Source organism: Lacrimispora sp., from assembly GCF_036758025.1.
Taxonomy (GTDB): domain Bacteria; phylum Bacillota; class Clostridia; order Lachnospirales; family Lachnospiraceae; genus Lacrimispora.
In genome coordinates this window covers 1-20,903 of record NZ_DAIOXM010000036.1, presented here as the reverse complement: position 1 = coordinate 20,903, position 20,903 = coordinate 1, and the positions used below count along the sequence as shown (strand labels likewise).

Sequence of the window (20,903 nt, the reverse complement as noted above, 5' to 3'; positions counted from 1 at the left end):
TTGTAAACAAGGGAGGGTAAATTTATGACAAAAACAGAAAAAATAGCTATAAAGATACATCCAAGAGCATTTACTGCGTTTGGTGCCGATTTAGTGACTAATGATACTGTTGCGATAACTGAACTCGTGAAGAATTGTTATGATGCTTTTGCGATAGATGTAGAGGTATCTTTTAATATTGATAAAAATGGCGAACCATATATAGATATCAGGGATGATGGATGTGGAATGACACGGGCAATAATTGATTCTGCATGGTCAACTATAGCCACCCCATTTAAAAAAAACAAACCCAGTATTGAACGTATTGTGAATGGGAAAAAGCAAACTCGTATTGTATCAGGAAATAAAGGTTTGGGACGATTTTCAGCTGCCAGATTAGGCTCAATTATGATAATGGTAACAAAAAGTGATAGTGAGCCTTGTTGGAGAGCAGAGTTTGATTGGGATATGCTAAGTAGTGAATCAAGTTTAGAAGACTGCTTTATGACTATTAAGGAATCGACAGTTAACCCATTTGAAGAAAATGGAAGTAAAACAGGTACAATTATAAGAATAAAAGGGTTGAAATCAATTTGGAATGATAAAAAGATTGAGCAATTAAAAGAAGACCTTGCCCGTTTATTGTCACCTTTTAAGACCACGGATGACTTTCGAATAAAAATCAAGGATTCTGAAAACCCTGTACCTGTAATTATCACCCCCGCAATGTTTTTAAATAATCCAAAATATAAAATTGAAGGTACAGTTAATAATTGTGGAGAAATTCAATGGAATTATTTTTATAATGATCAGAAAATAAATAGGAAAAGCAATGGAATTATTAGTTGGAATACAGAAAAATTTCCCTTGCAATTAAGCTTATTTACAGATAACAATGGAGAGTATAGTTGCGGCCCCTTCTCCTTTGAAATTAGAGCGTGGGATCTGGATAAAGAAAGCATAGAAGATGTGTCTACGACATTTAACATTAAAAAACGTGATATTCGACAAACTATAAGTAAGTATAAAGGTATTTCTGTCTACCGTGATAATGTTTTGGTCTTACCGAAATCAGAAGCATCAAGAGATTGGCTGGGTCTTGATGCAAAAAGAATTAGCGATTTGGGACGTAGAATTAGTACCAGTCAAATAGTAGGCATTGTATATGTTTCAGCAGAGAACAATCCGGAGATCAAGGATACTACTGATCGTGAGAAGCTTGTTGATACAACGGAATATCAACAGTTTATACAGATTTTATATGATATTGTGGATAAATTACAAGTGGAGCGTATGAAGGACCATTTGGAGGAAAAAAGAGCTACAATAAATGATTTGATTACACCGTTGTCGTCGAAAGACTTATTAAACAGAGCTACTCTTGCAGCTGCTAAAGGCTCAGATGTGAATACAATTGTTAAATATATTGAGGAATATGATGAAAAGAATGAGCGGAATTTAACGGACTTGAGTAGAAGATTAGTTTATTATGCACAAACTGCTTCATTAGGTTCGATTGCGATAATAATTCTACATGAATTTTTAACGGGGATGAATTCAATTAAAAGATTTCTTAATCGATGTAAAGAATACATAACTGTTTTTGACGATCGAACAAATGAATATTTAGACGATGCAAATAAAGGACATGAGCGTATAAGGGAAGTTGCTAATAGCTTTGCACCCTTATATAGGCAGAATTTGCGAAATGAGAATAATAGATGTGATCTATTGGAAATGATTGAGCTTAGTAAGCGCTTAGTTAAAAGTAAAAAAATAAGCAAAGATGTTAATTTTGTTATCAATGTGGAAAAAAATATAAAAGTTAAAATGCATGAAGGGGAATTGCAGACAATATTTATTAATCTATTTGATAATGCTTGTTTTTGGTTAAACGAAGAATCTCCAGGCAAAAAAGAGATTAGGGTATCTGCAAAATTGATTTCTGATCAGAGATATCAGGTCACAGTTAGCGATAATGGACCTGGAATACCAAAAGATGAAGCGGAAAAAATATTTAATCCTGGAATTACATCTAAGAAACGGGGTATAGGCATGGGACTTGTTATTGTTACAGAATTGCTTAGTTACTATAATGGAAAAATTGCTACTACTATTCCTGGTGACTTAGATGGCGCAACATTTTTTTTCGATATTCCAGTTGAGGAGGTATAAGGTGTGAAGCTTTTACTAATAGAAGATAACCTTAGTTCTGTTAAAAGAATTATTGATTTTGCCAAGGATGAAGAGTGGGATTATTACTCATGTGATTTTGACCAGGCAACAGACATTATAAGAACATATAAACCAGATATTATTGTAATGGATTGGATGTATGATGTCGAAGAAGCAGAGGAAGGAAAAGAGTTACTTAAATTAGTATGGGAACAAAACTTTTGTCCGGTTATAATTTTTTCGGCTATTGCAGATACAATTGTTTTAGAGTCGAGTCAAGACAGGAATCCTTTATTGAAAAAGTTTTCTAAAGCAGACGAGGAAGATGTCGTTGATGTACTTAAGGAGTGGCACCCTCTTGTTCCTTTAATACAGGGTTTAAGGTCAGATATGAATAAGGCACTGACTAATTCTTTAGAAGTGGTTGGGCTTTTGAAAAATGTTTCCAATGATGGTGTTTTCAAATATATGACAGCAAAGCGAGCGGCTAATTATTTTACACAGGAGTTAACAAATTCAGATTTACTTCCGGCATGGGTTCAATATATCTATCCCCCCATGTCTGATGCGCTATATGTTGGTGATATAATCCGAAAAGTTAGTAAAGAGGCAGATCTTTCCTCTCCAGGTAGTAGTGATGAATATCAAGTGATTTTATCTCCTTCCTGTGACCTGGGGAATTGTCGTGAAATAACAGTTCTAACAGCGGAGTGTGAAGATAAAAATCGATTTGCAGGTGGAGAGAGTTTCACAGCTGATGAGTTAGATGGAAGTAAATTTAAGGAAAGGAAAAAACGCCAAGAGAAATTTGCAAAGATATTGAATCAAGGTTATAATAATGCATTAGTATCTTTGCCAGAGTTAACAGGTGTATTGCCATATTTAACATTAAATCTAAAAAAATTATCATATACGATTTTGAAAAGTGAAATCGCTCCCGGCTACGAAATGATAGATAAAGAAAAACATACATATTATCGTGTGGCTTCAATTGACAGTCCTTTTAGAGAGCAGTTAGTATGGGCACATATGTTAAATTCATGTCGTCCAGGTGTACCTAATAGGGATACAATGAACTGGGCAGAAGGGATATTAAAACCATGAATGCAATAGACTTCTTCTGTGGGGGGGGGGGGACAACGAGAGGGCTCATTAATGCAGGTATTGATGTAATTTTTGGTTTGGATAATAATCCTTCCTGTCGTGAAACCTATGAGTATAATAACGGAGTTCCTTATTTATGCCATAGTATACAGGAAGTGGAAGCTCAAAATCTTGTTGCAGATTTTCCGGTTTTAGCAGATAATGATAACTTACTCATGGTGGGCTGCGCACCTTGTCAGCCGTTCAGTTCACAAAGAAAATCCCCTATTCCACATACGGCACGCAATTTATTAGATGAATTTGGAAGAATAGTAGAAGAACTGTTGCCTGCCCATGTTTTGATTGAAAATGTACCTTTAATCAGAAGTAGGGGTTATGATGTTTTACAACGTTTTTTAGATTTGTTGGATCAATTAGGGTTTCATTATACATATTTAACCGTAAATGCAAAAAATTATGGTGTGCCTCAAAGCAGAAAGCGATTTGTATTAATGGCATCGAGGTTTTTTGTTCCAACAATTCCTCTGCCTACACATGGGAGAAACCTTTTACCTTATGTAACGGTGCGTGACGCTATACAGAGGTTTCCGGAGCTTATGGCAGGTGAACGACATGAAGAAATTCCAAACCATAATGCATCGAGGGTATCTGAAATAAATTTAGAACGGCTGAATGCCACTCCTCATGATGGCGGTGATCGACGTGCTTGGCCGGAAGAACTAGTATTGAATTGCCACACTAATTATAATGGTCATACAGATGTATATGGGCGCATGTTTTGGGATAGGGTTTCACCAACTTTAACGTCGAAGTGTTGTAGTATTTCTAATGGAAGATTTGGACATCCGATACAAAATCGTGCAATTTCTTTCAGAGAGGCAGCAGCGTTACAAAGCTTTCCGGATAATTATATTTTTTTTGGAGGTTCCCAAGAAATCGGGAGGCAAATTGGTAATGCAGTACCAGTTTTACTATCTCAAGCAATGGGAGAATATATTTTAAATATGCATAAGGAAATATAAAAATTGTTTGCCCCCCGCTTGCGCAAACCCATCCCGGCACGCCAAACCCTCTTTTTTCCTACGTTTTTTGGGCGATATCCAGTTCAAATCTGGTGATCTTTTCTTTAAAACCTCAGAATCCTTATGAATCAAGGTTTCTGAGGTTTTTGCTTTATTTTCAAACATCCTTCTTTGTTTTTAAACAAAGTTCGTCTTGCTGATTTTTGGAATCTTATGTATAATTATAATGCTTTTTGGCACGGTGCATCCGCTTTCTGCCTATATCAATGAATCATTTTTTATAAACAGTTGATACATAGGTCAGTCATGATCTTTATGTAAGAATTAAATGGAATGCAGTCTCAACTGCACCCTTCATTTCTTCCCCGTCATTATAACCAGCTATTCATGCATTAAATTTACAAAGAAATATAACCTAATTGAAAACGTGTTACATTTCATTCCATCTACATCTCGACGGTTGAGCTTTGCAATGATTCACGTATGGAGGAGGCAGTTTGCTAAAACGATCAATTGCAGTTTTTTTGGTCATACTTGTGTTCTTTTCGCTTTTATATATGTCACTTCCTAACGGGAGTGAACAAACAAGCGACGGTCTTTATGCAGTCAACGGAACAATGGATCTATCCGCTTGGAATATAGAGCAGAAGAAGATCATTCATCTTGATGGAGAATGGCAGTTTTACTGGAACAGACTGATTTCACCAGAGGAGTTTCAGCTAGAAGATCCAATGCCTTCTGGTTTTATGCAGGTACCAGGACTATGGAACGGAAAGGAAATAGATGGCAAAATACTGCCCCCATTTGGATGTGCAACCTATAGATTGATATTAAATCATACACCAGCCAGTAAAGTATTGGGTTTAAAAAAGGGAAACGCCCGTTTTTCCAGTAAGGTCTTTGTAAATGGTCATGAATTAATTTCAGATGGAATCCCGGCATCCCAGGCACAAGATTATAAGTCCGGGAATACACCAAAGCTTGGATTCTTTCAAAATGACAGCGAGAGCATTGAGATTATTGTACAGGTTGCCAATTTTGAATATATGAATTCCGGCATACCAGTCTCTCTGGAACTTGGAAGAGAAGATGCAATGCTGTATCAGCACCAGAAAAATAACATGCTGGCGCTGGCAGTTTTTGCGATTTTATGGACCATCGCATTTTTATACCTGATTTTCTTTGTGGTCGCCCTGATAAAAGGGGTAAAGGAGTATATACTGCCCTTGTTTTCTTTGTTCTGTTTTCTGTTTGCAATCGGAAATGGAATGGCAGATCAGCGCCCTCTTTTGTTTTTCGTCCCCGACATATCCTTTACCGTGGCTTTTAAAATGAAGGATTTCTTTTTATCAGCAAATTTCATTACTCTGCTGTGGGTTTTTCATAGATTTAAAAATGGACTTTTACCATTGTACCCTGTCAGGATCATATCCATAATGTACGGATTCTACCTGCTGGCGGTGGTGGTGCTTCCTATTCATGTTTATTATGAAATACACCAGGTAGTCATGATATGCAACACTGTGATACTTTTGGCACTGTTGGTTCAGGCAATACATTTGTACATAAAAGAAGCGAAAGGGCTTTTGCTGTTTGTTTCTGTATTGACGGTTAATATGTATTCCATTGACAGCATTCTGTTCTCCCTGGGATTAAAAGCCAGCTCCAGGTTTTCACAGGTATTTATGATGTTATTTGCGGTTGTAATGATCCTGCTGTTATCCATGCATTATCTCACGGCAATTACACAGCTCCAAACTTCTGTTTTACGAACACAGGAAGCGGAAATTGCTTTTTTAAGAGCCCAGATTAACCCTCATTTCTTATATAATGCGTTAAATTCCATCGCGGCATTATGTGCCACCGCACCGGAAAGAGCAGAAGATGTGGTAGTGGAGCTGTCCCAGTATTTAAGGCGTAGTTTTGATTTTAAGCGGATAGATGCTATGACTACGCTGGGAAAGGAAGTGGAACTGCTGGAAGCATATCTTTATATAGAGAAAACCCGTTTTGGGGATCGGCTGGAGGTAGAATATGACATTGATGAAACGTTGAATATTCCCATACCGCCCCTTATTCTCCAGCCTCTGGTTGAGAATGCGGTCCGGCACGGACTTATGAATAACGTAGCCGGAGGTACTGTAACCATATCCATAAGGCGTCAGCAGGGCGAAGCTGTGTTTACCATAGAGGATAATGGTGTTGGAATCGAAGCAGCCAGAATCAGCGAATTGCTGGAAGAAAAGCCGAAGTCAGGCGGTATTGGTATGTGGAATATCAATCAAAGGCTTAAGATGCTTTATAACAGAGGCTTAACCGTATACAGTGTAATAGGCGGTGGTACCAGGATAACCTTTTGCCTTCCCCTGGATAAGGAAAAGAAGACAGGAAGAATACGCCGTTTAAGAGGAGGAAGTCAAAAATGAAAGCAATCATAGTAGATGACGAAGAGCTGGCACGCAGCCGGCTTTCCCTCTTATTGGCGGAGGCAGGGGGTATCACGCTTTGCGGCTCTTTTGCTACTGCAGCAGAGGGACTGGAGTACATAGAAAAACATTCAGTGGATGTGGTTTTTCTGGATATTACCATGCCGGAAATGGATGGCATGGAATTTGCCAATCTCCTGTTGGAACGGGGGAGTTCTGCAAGCGTAGTATTTGTTACCGGTTATGGGGAGTATGCTCTGGAGGCCTTTGAACTGGAGGCTTCGGATTATCTGCTAAAGCCCATCAGCAGGGAGCGTCTGGCTAAAACCATAAAACGCCTTACGAAGATGAAGCAGAGTGAAGTAAGTTGTCTGTATATTACCTGCTTTGGAGGATTTTCTGTTACTGTACAGGAGGAAGGCGGACAGGTTATTAGCTGGCGGTCGCCAAAGGTAGAGGAGTTATTTGCCTATCTGGTCTGGAAGGGCAGTGTGAGCCGTGATGAAATTGCAGATATTTTGTGGGAAGGATTTACCTTAGATAAGGCCATGAAAAATCTGAATTCCACTGTCTATTATATCCGCAAGGCCTTGCAGCAGTATGGTTTAGAGGACTGCCTGATAACCACGAGAAAACAAATTTCTCTGGATTCCAAACGTGTTTACTGTGATTTATATGAGTTCCAGCACCTGCAGAATTCTGCGTGGAAAACGGAAAAGGATCTGGAACGGGTGAGTGAACTTTACCGGGGAAGCCTTTTTCAGGGGAAAGCATATGAGTGGTCCTTTGGAAAGGCACAAACCCTTGAAAAAAGTATGATATCCAATTTTTTAAAAGCAGCAGAAAAACGGGAAGAACAGAATCTTCAAGAAGATGCGGAACAGCTCTATCTTCGTGCCTTGGAGCTGGACCCTTTTTATGAAATTGCCTGTAACAGACTTTTGAATCTATATATACGGCTGGGAAAAAAAGAGAAAGAGAAGCAGCTTCGAAGGGAAATCGAACAGCTTTTTTCAGATGATGCTCCCCCGCCGCTGTTAATTTTCAAAAATCGCTTATAACTATATGATATAATTTATTCATTCGGCCTCTGTATTGAGATACATAGGTCGAATTTTGTCGTTTATTCTCCGTTTATTGTAGTGTTGTATAATATCGCAAGTGATATGAAAGGGAGAAGGGTGGTAAAAGGCCCAGTCAGGCAATACTACATAAATTTTAAGGAGAAAAGGATATGAAAAAACACAACCCCTTCCAGCGTTCTTTGGCATTGGTACTATCAATGGTCATGGTGCTGGGCGGAATGCCGGTTCCGGCATCAGCTAATGTTCTGCCTTCAGAGATCGAACGAGAAATAATCTCATTTGAACCATTGGCGGAAGAAACAGAATATCAATCCGTGCCAATCGGTACAAAGGTGAAGGAGCTTGATTTGCCAAAGAATCTGGTGGCAACCGTAGAATTAGAAACTAGCGAGGAGAATCCTTCTGAAATCGTGGAAGAACCAGTTGAGACCTCACCCAACGAAATCCCAACAGAAGGCGGCGCTCAGGAGCCTGTTGAAGATCAGGACCCCCAGGACCCTCAAACACCTCAGGAATCCAATGAATCTGAAAATCCTGATGCAACCAGCAGCAACGCCCTTCGGGCAGATAGCGTCAGAGTAGATTTTTTTGATGAAAATGATCCTGAGATTATAGACGTACAGGAAACTCAGGTAGTGGAAAAGGTTATTTCCATACCGGTAACATGGAGTGCGGAGCCGGAGTTTGAATCAGATGTGGCAGGAGATTATATTTTCCAGCCGACGATTCCTGATGAGTATGTGATTGCAGATAATGTGGATTTGCCTGCCATTACGGTATCAGTAGGTAATATAATGCTTAGAGGTGCAGGCAATAACTTGTATCAACGAACAACGATTCTGGATTTGACAGCTCATAATATTATGTATCAAGTTGCTGAAAATAGTTACGCAGAAGCAAATCCTAGAGAGTCTGATATTGCTATAACAGGAGAGGGCTGGCATTGGTATTTAAATGGTAATAAAGCGGAAGGCTATCCTGAAAAGACCCTAGTCTTTGATGGGATTGATTTTGATATTAATAATGATGTAGCCGTAATGCTCCTGCCGGGAACAACAATTGTACTGAAAGATGGTACCAATAATTATATTAATAATTCCTATACTCATTCAAGTACGCCTAGCTATGGTATCTTTGCAAATGAACTGAAGATAAAAGGTAGCGGTTGTTTAAACATTACGGCTGGATATCCAAATGGTGCAGGTGGTGTAGGAATTTTATCTTTCTTTAATCTTTTTATCGGGGAAGCAGAAGTTTACATTAATTTGATTGATCCTGAAGGTCAAAAAAATGATACTGTATCAACATTTGGCAATGACCCAGGTATTAAAGTTTATCAAAAGTCAAAAAATGGAGATTATAGTATAGAGGCTGTTTGGAATGCAAGTTTAAAAAAGTATACTTACAATGATAACAACACTGTAGCAAATGATGTTAAACTTGTAAACAGTACTTATGTAAAGCGAACTGCAACAATTTCAGATAAGACAGTATCAGGCAGAGCAGGAAAAACGCTCTCTGGTGATAATGATGTTACATTTTCAATCCTCAATGACACATTTATTGAGTTACAAGAAAATGATAATGTATCCAATTGGTTCAGCAATCTTCCGATTGGACTCACTGCAACAGTAAAAAGTGTTTTAAATGAAAGCGTCACCATTGGCTTCTCCGGAATTCCAACTGTACAGTCAAATGAAGTAATGAATATTACAATTCCAGCCGATCATCTGACTAAGGGTATGCTGCCCGTAACAGTTAATAACAATGCCAAATTTAATATTACTGGCATTCAGCCCCGTACCAGTACTCTGGATTTGACAGGGGAAGTGTTATCTTATGTAAACACATCTGGAGATATAGTCGATGCATCTCCTATTACAAATGATATCATTAATACCAGTGAGGGCTGGTCCTGGTTTTTATATGAAGATGAGGTAACAGGGTATCCTGCAAGAACACTTGTATTAGACGGTCTGAATCTTCATGCGACTACGTCTGTTGGAATTAAACTGCCCCCCGGTGCTACCATCATATTGGCAGATGGAAGTTACAATTCGGCAATGGCTGTTACGAATGTTATAGATTCAAACGGAAAAGTAACAATCAAAGGGTCTGGTGAATTGTTTGCGCAAGGGACCGGTGCCATGTTGACGGTAGGTATTCGTACGACCGATCTCACAATTGAAGATGGTATAGTAAGAGTGTTAATTCCATCAGCAAGTAGTGGCTGGGTTATCTATACTGATAGCTTAAACATTACAGGTGGAACCATTTATCTTAAGTCAAATAACAACGGTTATGCAGTTACTTTTAAAGAATTGACTTCAAGTAAAGGACTTACTGTATTACAGAAGATAGACGATGATTATTCTGAGGCTACAAGGATAGAAAATAATGGTTATTCAAATTATTACGTCTATGGAACTGGCATCAAAGCCAATGATTTAAGAATCGCTATTGAACAGCCGGCTCCAACCGCTTCTGTGGGAAGCAAAATAGTATCCGGTATGACAGGTACTGCACTTTCCGGACATGATTTTATAACAGTTACTCTGGATAATGATACATATAACAATTTAAATGAGGGTGAGGTTGTATCTGGCTGGTTCCAGAACCTGCCCGGAGGAATTACTGCAAGCTTGGAAAAAATTGATTCTGATAAAGTTGTTACCATTGGCTTTAACGGTATACCAATCGCAGGATCGTCGGAAGCAATGAATATTGTTATTCCGGCAAATAAGCTGGCCAGCGGTAATGCTTTATCTGCAGCATCTAATATGGATGCCAGATTTGATATTGTACAGGCTGGAGTTCGCACAACTGCTCTGGATTTAACAACAGATAGTGTCTGGTACCGTAATTTAAATGGAGAATTAGTTAATAAGAATCCCAGAAAAGATGACATCAATGATACGGCAGAGGGCTGGTCATGGTACCATTCACATAATGAGCTTATATTGAGCGGCATTAACCTGATTTGTTCCGATAGTATCGGAATCAATCTTCCGGGGGGAACAAGGGTATTACTGGCTGATAACAGTGATAATAGTATAAGCATATTAGATAGGGAAGATGAAAGCAGCAGCAGAGGTATATTCAGCAATGGTGATATAGAGATGTCAGGCAATACCGGCAGGCTTAATGTTATAACTGGAAATACCAATGGATTTCACAGTACTGGTATCTATACGGTAGGTATTCTTACTATCAGCGGAGGTAATATTACTGCAATCGCAGGAGATGCCTACTATTCCAGCTTTGGAATTAGTTCAGAGAGTGGAATTGATATTACAAGCGGCAGTATCTACGCAAAAAGCAGTTCCGTCAGCAATAGTAATGGAATTGCTACTGCCATCCATGCAAGATATGGAATCACTGACGAGGGAATGGTAGCCTTACAAAAGGTGGAAGGAGATTACACAGAACCGGCAATTGTAAGAAATGACAGCAATGTAAGTTGCAAGTATGTTTTTGCAGGAGACAATATTGCTTCCGACATTAGACTTACAACCAAAGCAGCCATAAACAATGCAGGCGGTTTTGCGAATGTTACTTTTAACGGAAAAACCATAGATTTAAAACAATTATCCCCGCTGTTTACCGTGGATAAGAACGCAGGAAACCGGATTTATGCGGTTGAGGAAGGCGGTACTGGTGTAGGTACCATTTCAGGCAGTATACTTACGGTAACCAAAGCAGGAACCATTCGAATCAGCCTTGCAACAGAAAAAACACAAACTCACTTGGCTGGCGAAAAGGTATTTGCAGTTATTACGGTGAAAAAAGGGGAGAAGACCAGTTCTCCAGCTAATCTAAGTGTTATAAATGCAACAAAGAATGGTGGAGATGATGGAAAGATTACAGGTCTGAATCCCAATACCAAGTATGAGTATAAAAAAGACGGGGCTTCCTACAAAGAAGTAACTTCCAATGAACGTGGGGAGATCACCGGACTGTCTTCCGGATCCTATGTGGTTCGCTTTGCAGAAAATGAACTGTATGGCGCAAGCTCTGATTCAGTAGCTATCATCATCGGGCAGCCAGATGTTAATAATGGAGGAAACAACGGAGGAAACAACGGCGGTAACAACGGTGGAAACTCCGGCGGCGACTCTGCCAATGACTCCGATAATTCAACCACAAAAGGCTCCTCTTCCCTGCCGACCCAGGCAGTCACAGGTGCGGCCCAAAATGCGGCAGATATTGACAGTAAGGGAAATGCAGTTGTAAATGTTTCAGATAAAAATATCACTGACGCAATTGCAAATGCCAGGGCAAACGCAGCTAAAAAGGGTGTGAATGCAGGTGATATCACAGTATCCATCAATGTATCAACAGGCGGCAAGGATGCCTCTGCCGTTACGGTTAATCTGCCGAAGAACATTCAGCAGCAGGTAATCAGCAACAAGATTTCAAGTGTGGAGCTGATGATCGACCGTCCGGACATTACACTTGGTATCAATCTGGCCGCAGTAACGGAAATTAATAAGCAGGCCAATGCAGATGTACAGCTTACAGCAAAAAAAGTGGATCCATCCACGCTTAGCGGAGCGGCTAAAAATCAGATCGGCTCACGTCCTGTCTATGACTTAAAGGCAAGCTACCAGGGTGGAACTAAACATGTTTCTAACTTCGGAGATGGTTCCGTTTTCGTAAGCATTCCATATGCTCCGGCATCCGATGAAGCCATTGGAGGACTGTATGCAGTTTATGTAGATGATCAGGGAAATCCAACCCGTGTGGAAGGTTCCGCTTATGACAGTAACAGCAGAAGTCTGATTTTTAAGACCAACCATTTTTCCGTATATGGATTAGGTTATGAATCTCCGGCAGCAAAATTAACTGATACAAGCGGACATTGGGCCAAGGACTCCATTGACTATGTGGTTAACAGAGGACTTATCTCCGGCATCTCTGAAACAGTATTTTCACCGAATCATGCTGTTACCAGGGGAGCCCTGGCAGCAGCCCTTGGCAGATTGGCAGCCATTGATGTGAAGGCTTATACAAATAACAGCTTTACAGATGTAAAAGCAGATAATGGGGATCGTCCTTATATTGAGTGGGCCAATGAAAAAGGAATTATACCGGATAAGGGAAATAACCGGTTTGCTCCAGATCAGACAGTTACTCGTGAAGAGGCTGCCGCTATATTGGCAAACTACGCGAAAGCAACCGGTTATAAACTTCCGGAAGCCCACAGTGCGGTTGCGTTTTCTGACGGAGCAAGAATTGAAAACGGGTATCAGGAGGCAGTAACTGCTATGCAGAAAGCCGGTGTCATCATTGGCAAAGAAGGAAGCAGCTTCAGTCCGAAAGCCAATGTCAGCCGCGGAGAGGCATCTTCTATGCTTCACCGTTACATCAAACTGACCATTAATCCAGCTACTGCCCAGAACTGGGCGAAGAATGACAGCGGTCAGTACATGTACTTCAAAGAAGGTAAAGCAGTGACTGATTGGCAGACCATTGAAGGTATAAGGCATTATTTCGAACCATCTGGCATATTGAAAACCGGCTGGGTGAAGGATGGCCAAAGCTGGCGTTATTACGATCTTAAGATAATGGCGGTTGGTTTTAAAGATATCAGAGACAATGATATTGAAAAAACATATTACTTTAGCAGCGATGGTATCATGGTATCTGGCAAATGGCTGGAAATTGAAGGGAATTGGTATTACTTTAATGCAGATGGTTCCCTTGCCAGAAACACAAAAGTAGATGGCTATGATATTGACGAAAGAGGCGTAAGAAAGTAATTTAATATGAAGAAAACCGAAAGGCCCCAGGATTCTCACCAGAACCTGGGGCCTTTCGGTTTTGCGGAGGCAGTTTCAAAGTCCGTGTAAACTCGAAAATCTGATATAAAATCTTAATGATAGTTTATGGGCAAGGCCAGATATTCTGTAAAATAAGAAAATTGAAGAAACCTTGTATAGATGGTATAATAGCATTTACAGGGAATTAACAGCATATGGAAAAATATTGTTTCATTATTTGGACAAACAAAAACATACTATAAATAAACAAATTACAACAAACTAAGACGTATCAACATTAGTGAAATGCATAAAGGCATTAAAAAAGCGGGCCCAAAATGAAACAACCATGAATAATACACTTTATTACAGCAGATAAAAATATAAAAAATCAAAGGCTTTTAAAAATAGGGTGAGATTTATGAGTTACTATGAAAGCAACGGAATTTATGAATTTTTAAAAGAAAACAATATAAAAAACTTCTTCTGGACATCTTCGGATAAATGGATTTTAGTCTATGGAAATGACAGGCAGGAACCCAAGGTGGTTAGTGTGGTTGTTAAGTCTTCTGGAAATAGTGAAGGTATAAGCCAACAAGAGAAGAATATCATTTCTGTTGTAAAAAGTATGGTAAAAGACACAGATATACATATGAACTTCATTCGATATGATGCAGATAAACCGCTGGAAACGGTTCAATACTGGGAGGCTGGAAGTGCCCGCTTAGAAACAATTACTATGGATGATCTCCGTAACCGGTTTATTCAATATGGAATTAAAATGAATGAAAACAAAACTAAAAAATTCATCAATGACAGAAGCTCCAGCCAATATCATGAATGGCAAAGAGAAAACATGGGAAGTGATGTTACTGTCAGTGATATAGATTTAATTCGTTTTAAGGGAAATGAGATTAAAGAAATCATTGAGCTTAAACGTTCAAAGATTCCCTTGGAAAAATGGAATCCATACAAGGCTGATTTCAACAACTTTATCTTATTATCTAAACTAGCTGTTGAAGCGGGTATTGATTTTTATATTGCATATAATTACCGGCAGGAACGTCCCTTTCTTGATGACGTAAGTTATATCAAGTTATTTGAATTTGATTACCGCATAAAAGAGTATTATAAATTTATAAGATACCTGCCTATTGAAGAATTTGTTTCTGATTTCGACCCAAGCTTAAATTAAAAGGAAATAAACATGAAAAAGCTGAAAATGAAGATAAATGATAATTTTAATAAAAACTATGAAAAACTAAAAGAGATACTACCCAATGCCTTTACTGAAAAAATCACTGGATATGACGAGAACGGAACCCCTATAGTCGAAAGAGCCATTGATGTAGATATTCTCAAAGCTGAAATTGGCTGCGTACCAGTTGAAGGCAAAGAAGAAAGATACAGATTCACATGGCCCGATAAGAAGAGGGCAGTTTTATTATCAAATGAACCGACCACATCAACATTACGTCCCTGCAAAGAGAAGAGCATAAATTTTGATGACACCCAAAACGTCTACATAGAGGGGGATAACATTGAAGTATTAAAAATCTTACAAGAAACGTATCTGGATAAAATCAAACTAATCTATATCGATCCGCCTTATAATACAGGAAAAGATTCATTTGTATATGACGATGATTTTATATTATCAAATGAAGAATTCAACCACATAAGCGGAAAATATGACCAGGATGGAAACATCCTATTTGATTTCCGGCTGAATAATGAAACAAACGGCAGGTTTCATACAGACTGGCTGAATATGATGTACCCAAGATTGAAACTGGCCCGAAATCTATTATCTGATGAAGGAATCATCCTGATCAATATGGATGAAAATGAAATTGTCAACCTTCAGAAGATCTGCGCCGAAATCTTCGGAGAGCAAAACGATTTAGGAACCATAATATGGGACAAAAGAAACCCCAAAGGTGATGCGCGAGGTATTTCTTATCAGCATGAATATATCCTCGTATATGCAAAAAATAAAAATGCATTCTTAAATTCCTGCAAAATGCAAAGACCAAAAAAGAATGCCAATATGATTCTTGCAAAAGCCAAATCCCTATTCTCAAAAATTGAATCAGGATATACTCTGGAAGAAATAAATACAGAATTTTCCCAGTGGATTTCAAAGCAGACAGAGCTTAGCGGCGGTGAAAAGGCATATAACAAAATTGATGAGCATGGGGAGGTATACAGAGGGGTGTCTATGGCCTGGCCTAATAAGAAAAAGGCGCCTGATGATTATTTTATCCCTCTAATTCATCCAACAACTCAAAAACCATGTCCAATCCCTGAACGGGGCTGGAGAAATCCCAGTGCCACAATGAAGGATTTGCAGAATAAAGGCCTTATTCTGTTTGGAAAGGACGAGTCCACTCAGCCTACAAGAAAGTATCTGTTAAGTGAAAATATGTATGAAAATATTCCTTCTCTCATTTATTATGGGGGGAGTGATACGGCAATGCTGGAAGGCTTTGGGGTCCCCTTTGATACGCCCAAGGTTGTTGAAATCTGCAAGGAACATATTATGTCGTTTACCGGAAAGGATGATATCATCCTCGATTTCTTCTCAGGCTCAGGAACCGTTGCACATGGGGTTATGGCTGCGAATGCGGAAGATAGCTTAAACCGAAAGTTTATTATGGTTCAAATACCGGAAGAATGCGGGGCAGAAACCCCTCTTGGCCGGGCTGGGTTTAAGAATATATGTGAGGCAGGGGAGATGAGGATTGCTAAAGCAGGAGAGATGCTGAAAAAGATAAATCCCAGTCTTGACTGCGGTTTCAGAGTTTTTTCATGTGCTTCCAGCAATATGGAAGACGTTTATTACAGCCCTGCCGAGTACAGCCAGGCAGTCTTATTTAATATGGCTGACAATATCAAGGCTGATAGGACGGCGGAAGATCTGCTGTATCAGGTAATGCTTGAATTAGGCATTTTGCTTTCCAGCCAAATTGCGGAAACCGGCATTAACGGAAAAAGGGTATTCAGTGTTGAGAAGGATTTCCTGATGGCATGTTTTGACTCTGATATTACCAATGAAGTGGTGACTGAAATTGCAAAGAGAAAACCGCATTATGCAGTGTTTCGGGATGGGGGCATGGTAAATGACTCAGTTATGGCAAATTTTGAGCAGATTTTTGCTGCATATAGTCCCGGTACTGTAAAGAGAATATTATGAAAACAAGAAGATGTTTTCATAATCGGATGGACGGTGCTAAAAGCGGCACCTTTTATGAGAAGTTAAAAATCAACTTCTCATAAGCTATATTATAGGAGGTACAGTACTGTGCGGTTTGATTTTAAAATACAGCAGTACCAGACAGAGGCGGTTGACAGCGTTGTCCGGGTTTTTGACGGACAGCCCTATTATGAGAGCGTCGGTTACATTCGGGACTTAGGCAAAACGGTAAGAAAGAGAAATTATAAAGATCAGTTCGAGGGCCAAATGGGCCTGGATATGGAAGGAGCCGTCCGTGAGGACTGGGAGGACATTGATGATACAGCTTTTCGAAATGAAACCATCCAGTTGTCAGATGAGCAATTGCTGCATAACATCCGTGAAATCCAGTCATCGAATAACATGAAACAATCCGGAAAGCTTGTAAACCATCTTGGAAGATGCTCATTGGACGTGGAAATGGAGACGGGGACTGGAAAGACGTATGTATATATCAAGACCATGTTCGAATTAAATAAAAGATATGGCTGGAGCAAATTTATCGTGGTAGTTCCGTCAATCGCAATTCGTGAAGGCGTATATAAGTCTTTTGAAATTACCCAGGAGCATTTTATGGAGAAGTACGGAAAGAAAGCCAGATTCTTTATTTATAACAGCTCCGATCTCAACCGGCTTGACGGCTTTTCCAGCAATTCCGGGATAAATGTCATGATCATCAATACACAGGCTTTTGCCTCTTCTTTAAAAGAGGGGGCAAATAACAAGGAGAGCAGAATTATATATTCCAAGCGTGATGAGTTTGCCTCCAGAAGGCCCATTGATGTGATAAAGGCCAACCGTCCCATTATTATATTGGATGAGCCTCAGAAAATGGGCGGTGCTGTCACCCAGAAGGCACTGCAGAATTTTAATCCCTTATTCTGCCTCAATTATTCCGCTACACATAAGGAACAGCACAATCTTGTTTATGTGCTTGACGCTTTGGATGCGTATAATAAGCGCCTGGTAAAAAAAATAGAGGTAAAAGGCTTTGAAGTAAAAAACTTCCGCGGAACAGAAGGATATCTGTATTTGGAAAGTATTGTGGTATCTCCAAAACATGCTCCCAGGGCAAAGATTGAATTTGAACGCAATTACCAAAAATCCATCAACCGTGAGGCAGCAATGCTGGATGTGGGGGATAACCTTTATTACAAGTCTGCCGGGAAGCATATGCCCCCGTTGGAGCAGTATAAAGGGTATGTGATTTCGGAGATTGATCCCATAATGGGAACTGTAACATTTACAAATGGAGAAGTCATTCATAAGGGCGATGTGGTAGGTGATATTTCAGAAAGGGATATTCGCAGAATCCAGATCCGGGAGACGATTCTTTCCCATTTTGAAAAGGAAGAACAGCTTTTTAATAAGGGAATCAAGACCCTGTCACTGTTTTTTATTGATGAGGTGGCAAACTACCGCCAGTATGATGACGAAGGAAATGAACTGCTGGGCGATTATGGAAGGATGTTTGAAGAGGAATATTTAAGTGTTCTGAATGAGCAGGAAATATTTAATTCAGAATACCGTGAGTACTTAGATGGGATTCATGTCCATGATACCCACAAGGGATATTTCAGCATTGATAAAAAGGGGCGGGCAGTAAACAGTTCGGTAAAACGGGGAAGTGAATTTTCAGATGATATTTCAGCTTATGATCTGATTTTGAAGAATAAGGAACGGCTGCTTTCTTTTGAAGAGCCTACCAGATTTATTTTCTCTCACTCGGCATTGCGTGAAGGATGGGATAATTCCAACATATTTCAGATTTGTACCTTAAAGCACGGCGGGGACAGCGCGGCGCAGAAGCGTCAGGAGGTGGGACGCGGATTAAGGCTTTGTGTTGACCGGCAGGGCAACCGTATGGATGGGGAAGCCTGCGGCGATGAGGTTCATGATATCAATATGCTGACAGTGATTGCCAGTGAAGGCTATGCCTCTTTTGTATCGGCTTTACAGTCTGATATGAAAGAGAACCTGCATGACAGACCGATGAAGGCTGATAAGGCGTATTTTGCGGGTCAGACGGTAAGCGTTGGGGAAGGGAAGGTCACCATAACGGATACGCAGGCCGGGCTGATTTACCGCTACCTGATTAAGTGTGATTATATTGATGAGGGGGACCGCATTACCCCTTCTTACCATGAGGATTTAAAAAACCACTGTCTTGTTCCTCTGCCGGAGGCATTGGGTTCCATGGAAGAGGGGGTACATGCTCTGATTCAGGGCATATTTGATGAACATGTATTGAAAAATATGATAGGGGACGGAAATAAGACCAAGGTTACCGGAAATCCCCTCAATGATAATTTCTATAAAAAAGAATTCCAGACCCTTTGGGGATATATTAACCATAAGTATGTTTATAAGGTGGATTTTGATTCTCAGGAGCTCATAAGAAAAGCAGTGGAATCCATTGACCGGGAGCTTTTTGTGTCGGAGCTTCAATATACCCTTTCAAAGGGATTCCAGAGGGAAAATGTCAATCGGGGAATGGTTATTGGGGAAACTTCTTTTTATGGTGCGGAAACGGAAACAAAAGCCTTGAAGCATACGGTAACCAGCCGGATAAGGTATGACCTCATTGGAAAGGTGGCAGAGGGAACTTCTCTGACCCGAAAGACTGCTGCGGCTATTTTGCAGGGCATAAGTCCGGCCAAGTTTGCCATGTTTAAAAATAACCCGGAAGAGTTTATAGCGAAGGTGATCCGTCTGATTAATGAACAAAAGGCAGCAGCGGTTGTGGAACATATTTCTTATGATCAGATTGAGGGAGTGTATGACAGCGCAATCTTTACGGCTGAGAAACATTCCCAGGATATCGAGAAGGCGTTCCGAGCTGTAAAACATGTACAGGACTATGTGTTTACAGACGGTACCGCAGAAAAGAGCGTGGAGAGAAGGTTTGCAGAAGATTTGGATGGGGCTGGGGAGGTATGCGTGTATGCAAAACTTCCCAGGGGATTTAAGATTCCGACGCCGGTTGGAAATTATTCACCGGATTGGGCGATTGCATTTGAAGAAGGAACGGTAAAGCATATATTTTTTGTGGCAGAAACAAAGGGAACAATGGAAAGTTTGAATCTGCGTCCTATTGAGAAGGCAAAAATTGATTGTGCAAAGAAGCTTTTTACCGCACTGTCCGGCAGCCGCGTGGTATATGATCACGTTGACAGCTATCAGCAGCTGCTTAACAAGGTAATGTGAGGTTAGGAAAGGGCTGATAAAAGCCTCAGAAAGCCCGTAATAAGGGTTTCTGAGGCTTTTGCTTATCTCTGTATGCGTTTTCGCATAAACTCGGTTCTATCTGTAATACTGAGGAAACTGCGCTACGATTCCCTGTGCCATGGCATCGGCCATATCAAGCGCATTCCCTTCGATGTCAGCAAATGTATTGATGCTGTCCGCGAAGTTACCGGATATCATATCAGAAGCATCTCTCTTTAGAAGTTCAATATGGTCGGAGAGCATATTTCTCCAATCCTCTGCCGTCCAGTTGGAATTCATACTGCTGAGAGCATTTGCAATCTGGTTCGCATTTTCAGACCATTGCCTTTCAATATCAGCGGCTGCGGACGTATTTCCTGCTTGTGTGGCTATGATATATTCATTAGCCAGAGAAATGTGGTTGTTCAGCAGGTCTGCAAAGCTTGCTGCTGCATCGTTACCATAGAGAGATTCCAGAACCTCTGCAAAGTCTTCCGTATTCTGCATAAGACGGTCGGAAACAGGCTGTGCGTCAGGAAGCTCCATGATCATGCTTTGCATTGCCATTCTGGCCCAGTAAGCATGCTGAGACCATAAGAGACGCAGGTAGTTGATCAGATCCTGCTCTTCTTTGCTTATCCAGGAGGCAACAGGCGGTTCGGGTATAGGTTCCGGCATTGGAATAGGCCTGGGCATTGGAGTAGGCTGCATGGGCTGTGTGGGCATTGGCATAGGCTGAGGCTGCATAGGCTGTGTAGGCATTGGCATGGGCTGAGGCTGTGTAGGCATTGGTGTTGGCTGAGGCTGCATGGGCTGTGTGGGCATTGGTGTTGGCTGAGGCTGTGTCGTGGGCTGTGTAGGCATTGGAGTCGGCATAGGCTGTGTCGTAGGCTGTGTAGGCATTG

11 protein-coding genes are annotated in these 20,903 nt (G+C 40.4%); 9 read left to right on the top strand and 2 right to left on the bottom strand.

Going from position 1 to position 20,903, the window contains the following annotated elements; all coding sequences use genetic code 11:
- Positions 1–24 precede the first annotated feature (24 nt).
- The 9 genes from V7M78_RS20530 (at position 25) to V7M78_RS20490 (ending at position 19,998) form a co-directional block, all read left to right on the top strand.
- The gene (locus tag V7M78_RS20530; RefSeq protein ID WP_333652609.1) at positions 25–2,157 is read left to right on the top strand and encodes a sensor histidine kinase; all 2,133 of its coding nucleotides are present in this window, start codon (positions 25–27) and stop codon (positions 2,155–2,157) included.
- A gap of 3 nt (positions 2,158–2,160) precedes the next feature.
- A complete protein-coding gene (locus tag V7M78_RS20525) occupies positions 2,161–3,261 on the top strand; it encodes a response regulator transcription factor (RefSeq protein ID WP_333652606.1) in 1,101 nt (366 codons plus the stop codon).
- Complete coding sequence (locus V7M78_RS20520) at positions 3,258–4,283, top strand: DNA cytosine methyltransferase (RefSeq protein WP_333652604.1); 1,026 nt, start codon at positions 3,258–3,260, stop codon at positions 4,281–4,283. Before V7M78_RS20525 ends, V7M78_RS20520 begins: the two co-directional genes overlap by 4 nt.
- A gap of 497 nt (positions 4,284–4,780) precedes the next feature.
- Positions 4,781–6,709 (top strand): sensor histidine kinase, encoded by a 1,929-nt coding sequence (locus V7M78_RS20515; RefSeq protein WP_333652602.1) that lies wholly within the window; start codon positions 4,781–4,783, stop codon positions 6,707–6,709.
- Positions 6,706–7,770, top strand: a complete 1,065-nt coding sequence (locus V7M78_RS20510) for a response regulator (RefSeq protein ID WP_333652600.1) — start codon at positions 6,706–6,708, stop codon at positions 7,768–7,770. The genes V7M78_RS20515 and V7M78_RS20510 overlap by 4 nt, the downstream gene beginning before the upstream one ends.
- A gap of 173 nt (positions 7,771–7,943) precedes the next feature.
- A complete protein-coding gene (locus tag V7M78_RS20505) occupies positions 7,944–13,556 on the top strand; it encodes an S-layer homology domain-containing protein (protein ID WP_333652598.1) in 5,613 nt (1,870 codons plus the stop codon).
- A 421-nt stretch (positions 13,557–13,977) separates the two neighbouring features.
- Positions 13,978–14,751, top strand: coding sequence for a hypothetical protein (locus V7M78_RS20500; protein WP_333652595.1), 774 nt, complete (start codon positions 13,978–13,980; stop codon positions 14,749–14,751).
- A 12-nt stretch (positions 14,752–14,763) separates the two neighbouring features.
- Positions 14,764–16,752, top strand: coding sequence for a site-specific DNA-methyltransferase (locus tag V7M78_RS20495; RefSeq protein ID WP_333652593.1), 1,989 nt, complete (start codon positions 14,764–14,766; stop codon positions 16,750–16,752).
- Positions 16,753–16,860: 108 nt separating this feature from the next.
- Entirely contained in the window at positions 16,861–19,998 is a 3,138-nt protein-coding gene (locus V7M78_RS20490; protein ID WP_333652590.1) for a type III restriction-modification system endonuclease, read from the top strand.
- A 96-nt stretch (positions 19,999–20,094) separates the two neighbouring features.
- Here the strand turns inward: V7M78_RS20490 and V7M78_RS20485 are convergent, their stop codons facing one another.
- A complete protein-coding gene (locus V7M78_RS20485; protein ID WP_333652587.1) occupies positions 20,095–20,565 on the bottom strand; it encodes a hypothetical protein in 471 nt (156 codons plus the stop codon).
- Positions 20,531–20,903: hypothetical protein (locus tag V7M78_RS20480; protein WP_333652585.1), on the bottom strand; the 373-nt coding region annotated here is incomplete at its 5' end. The genes V7M78_RS20485 and V7M78_RS20480, both read right to left, overlap by 35 nt.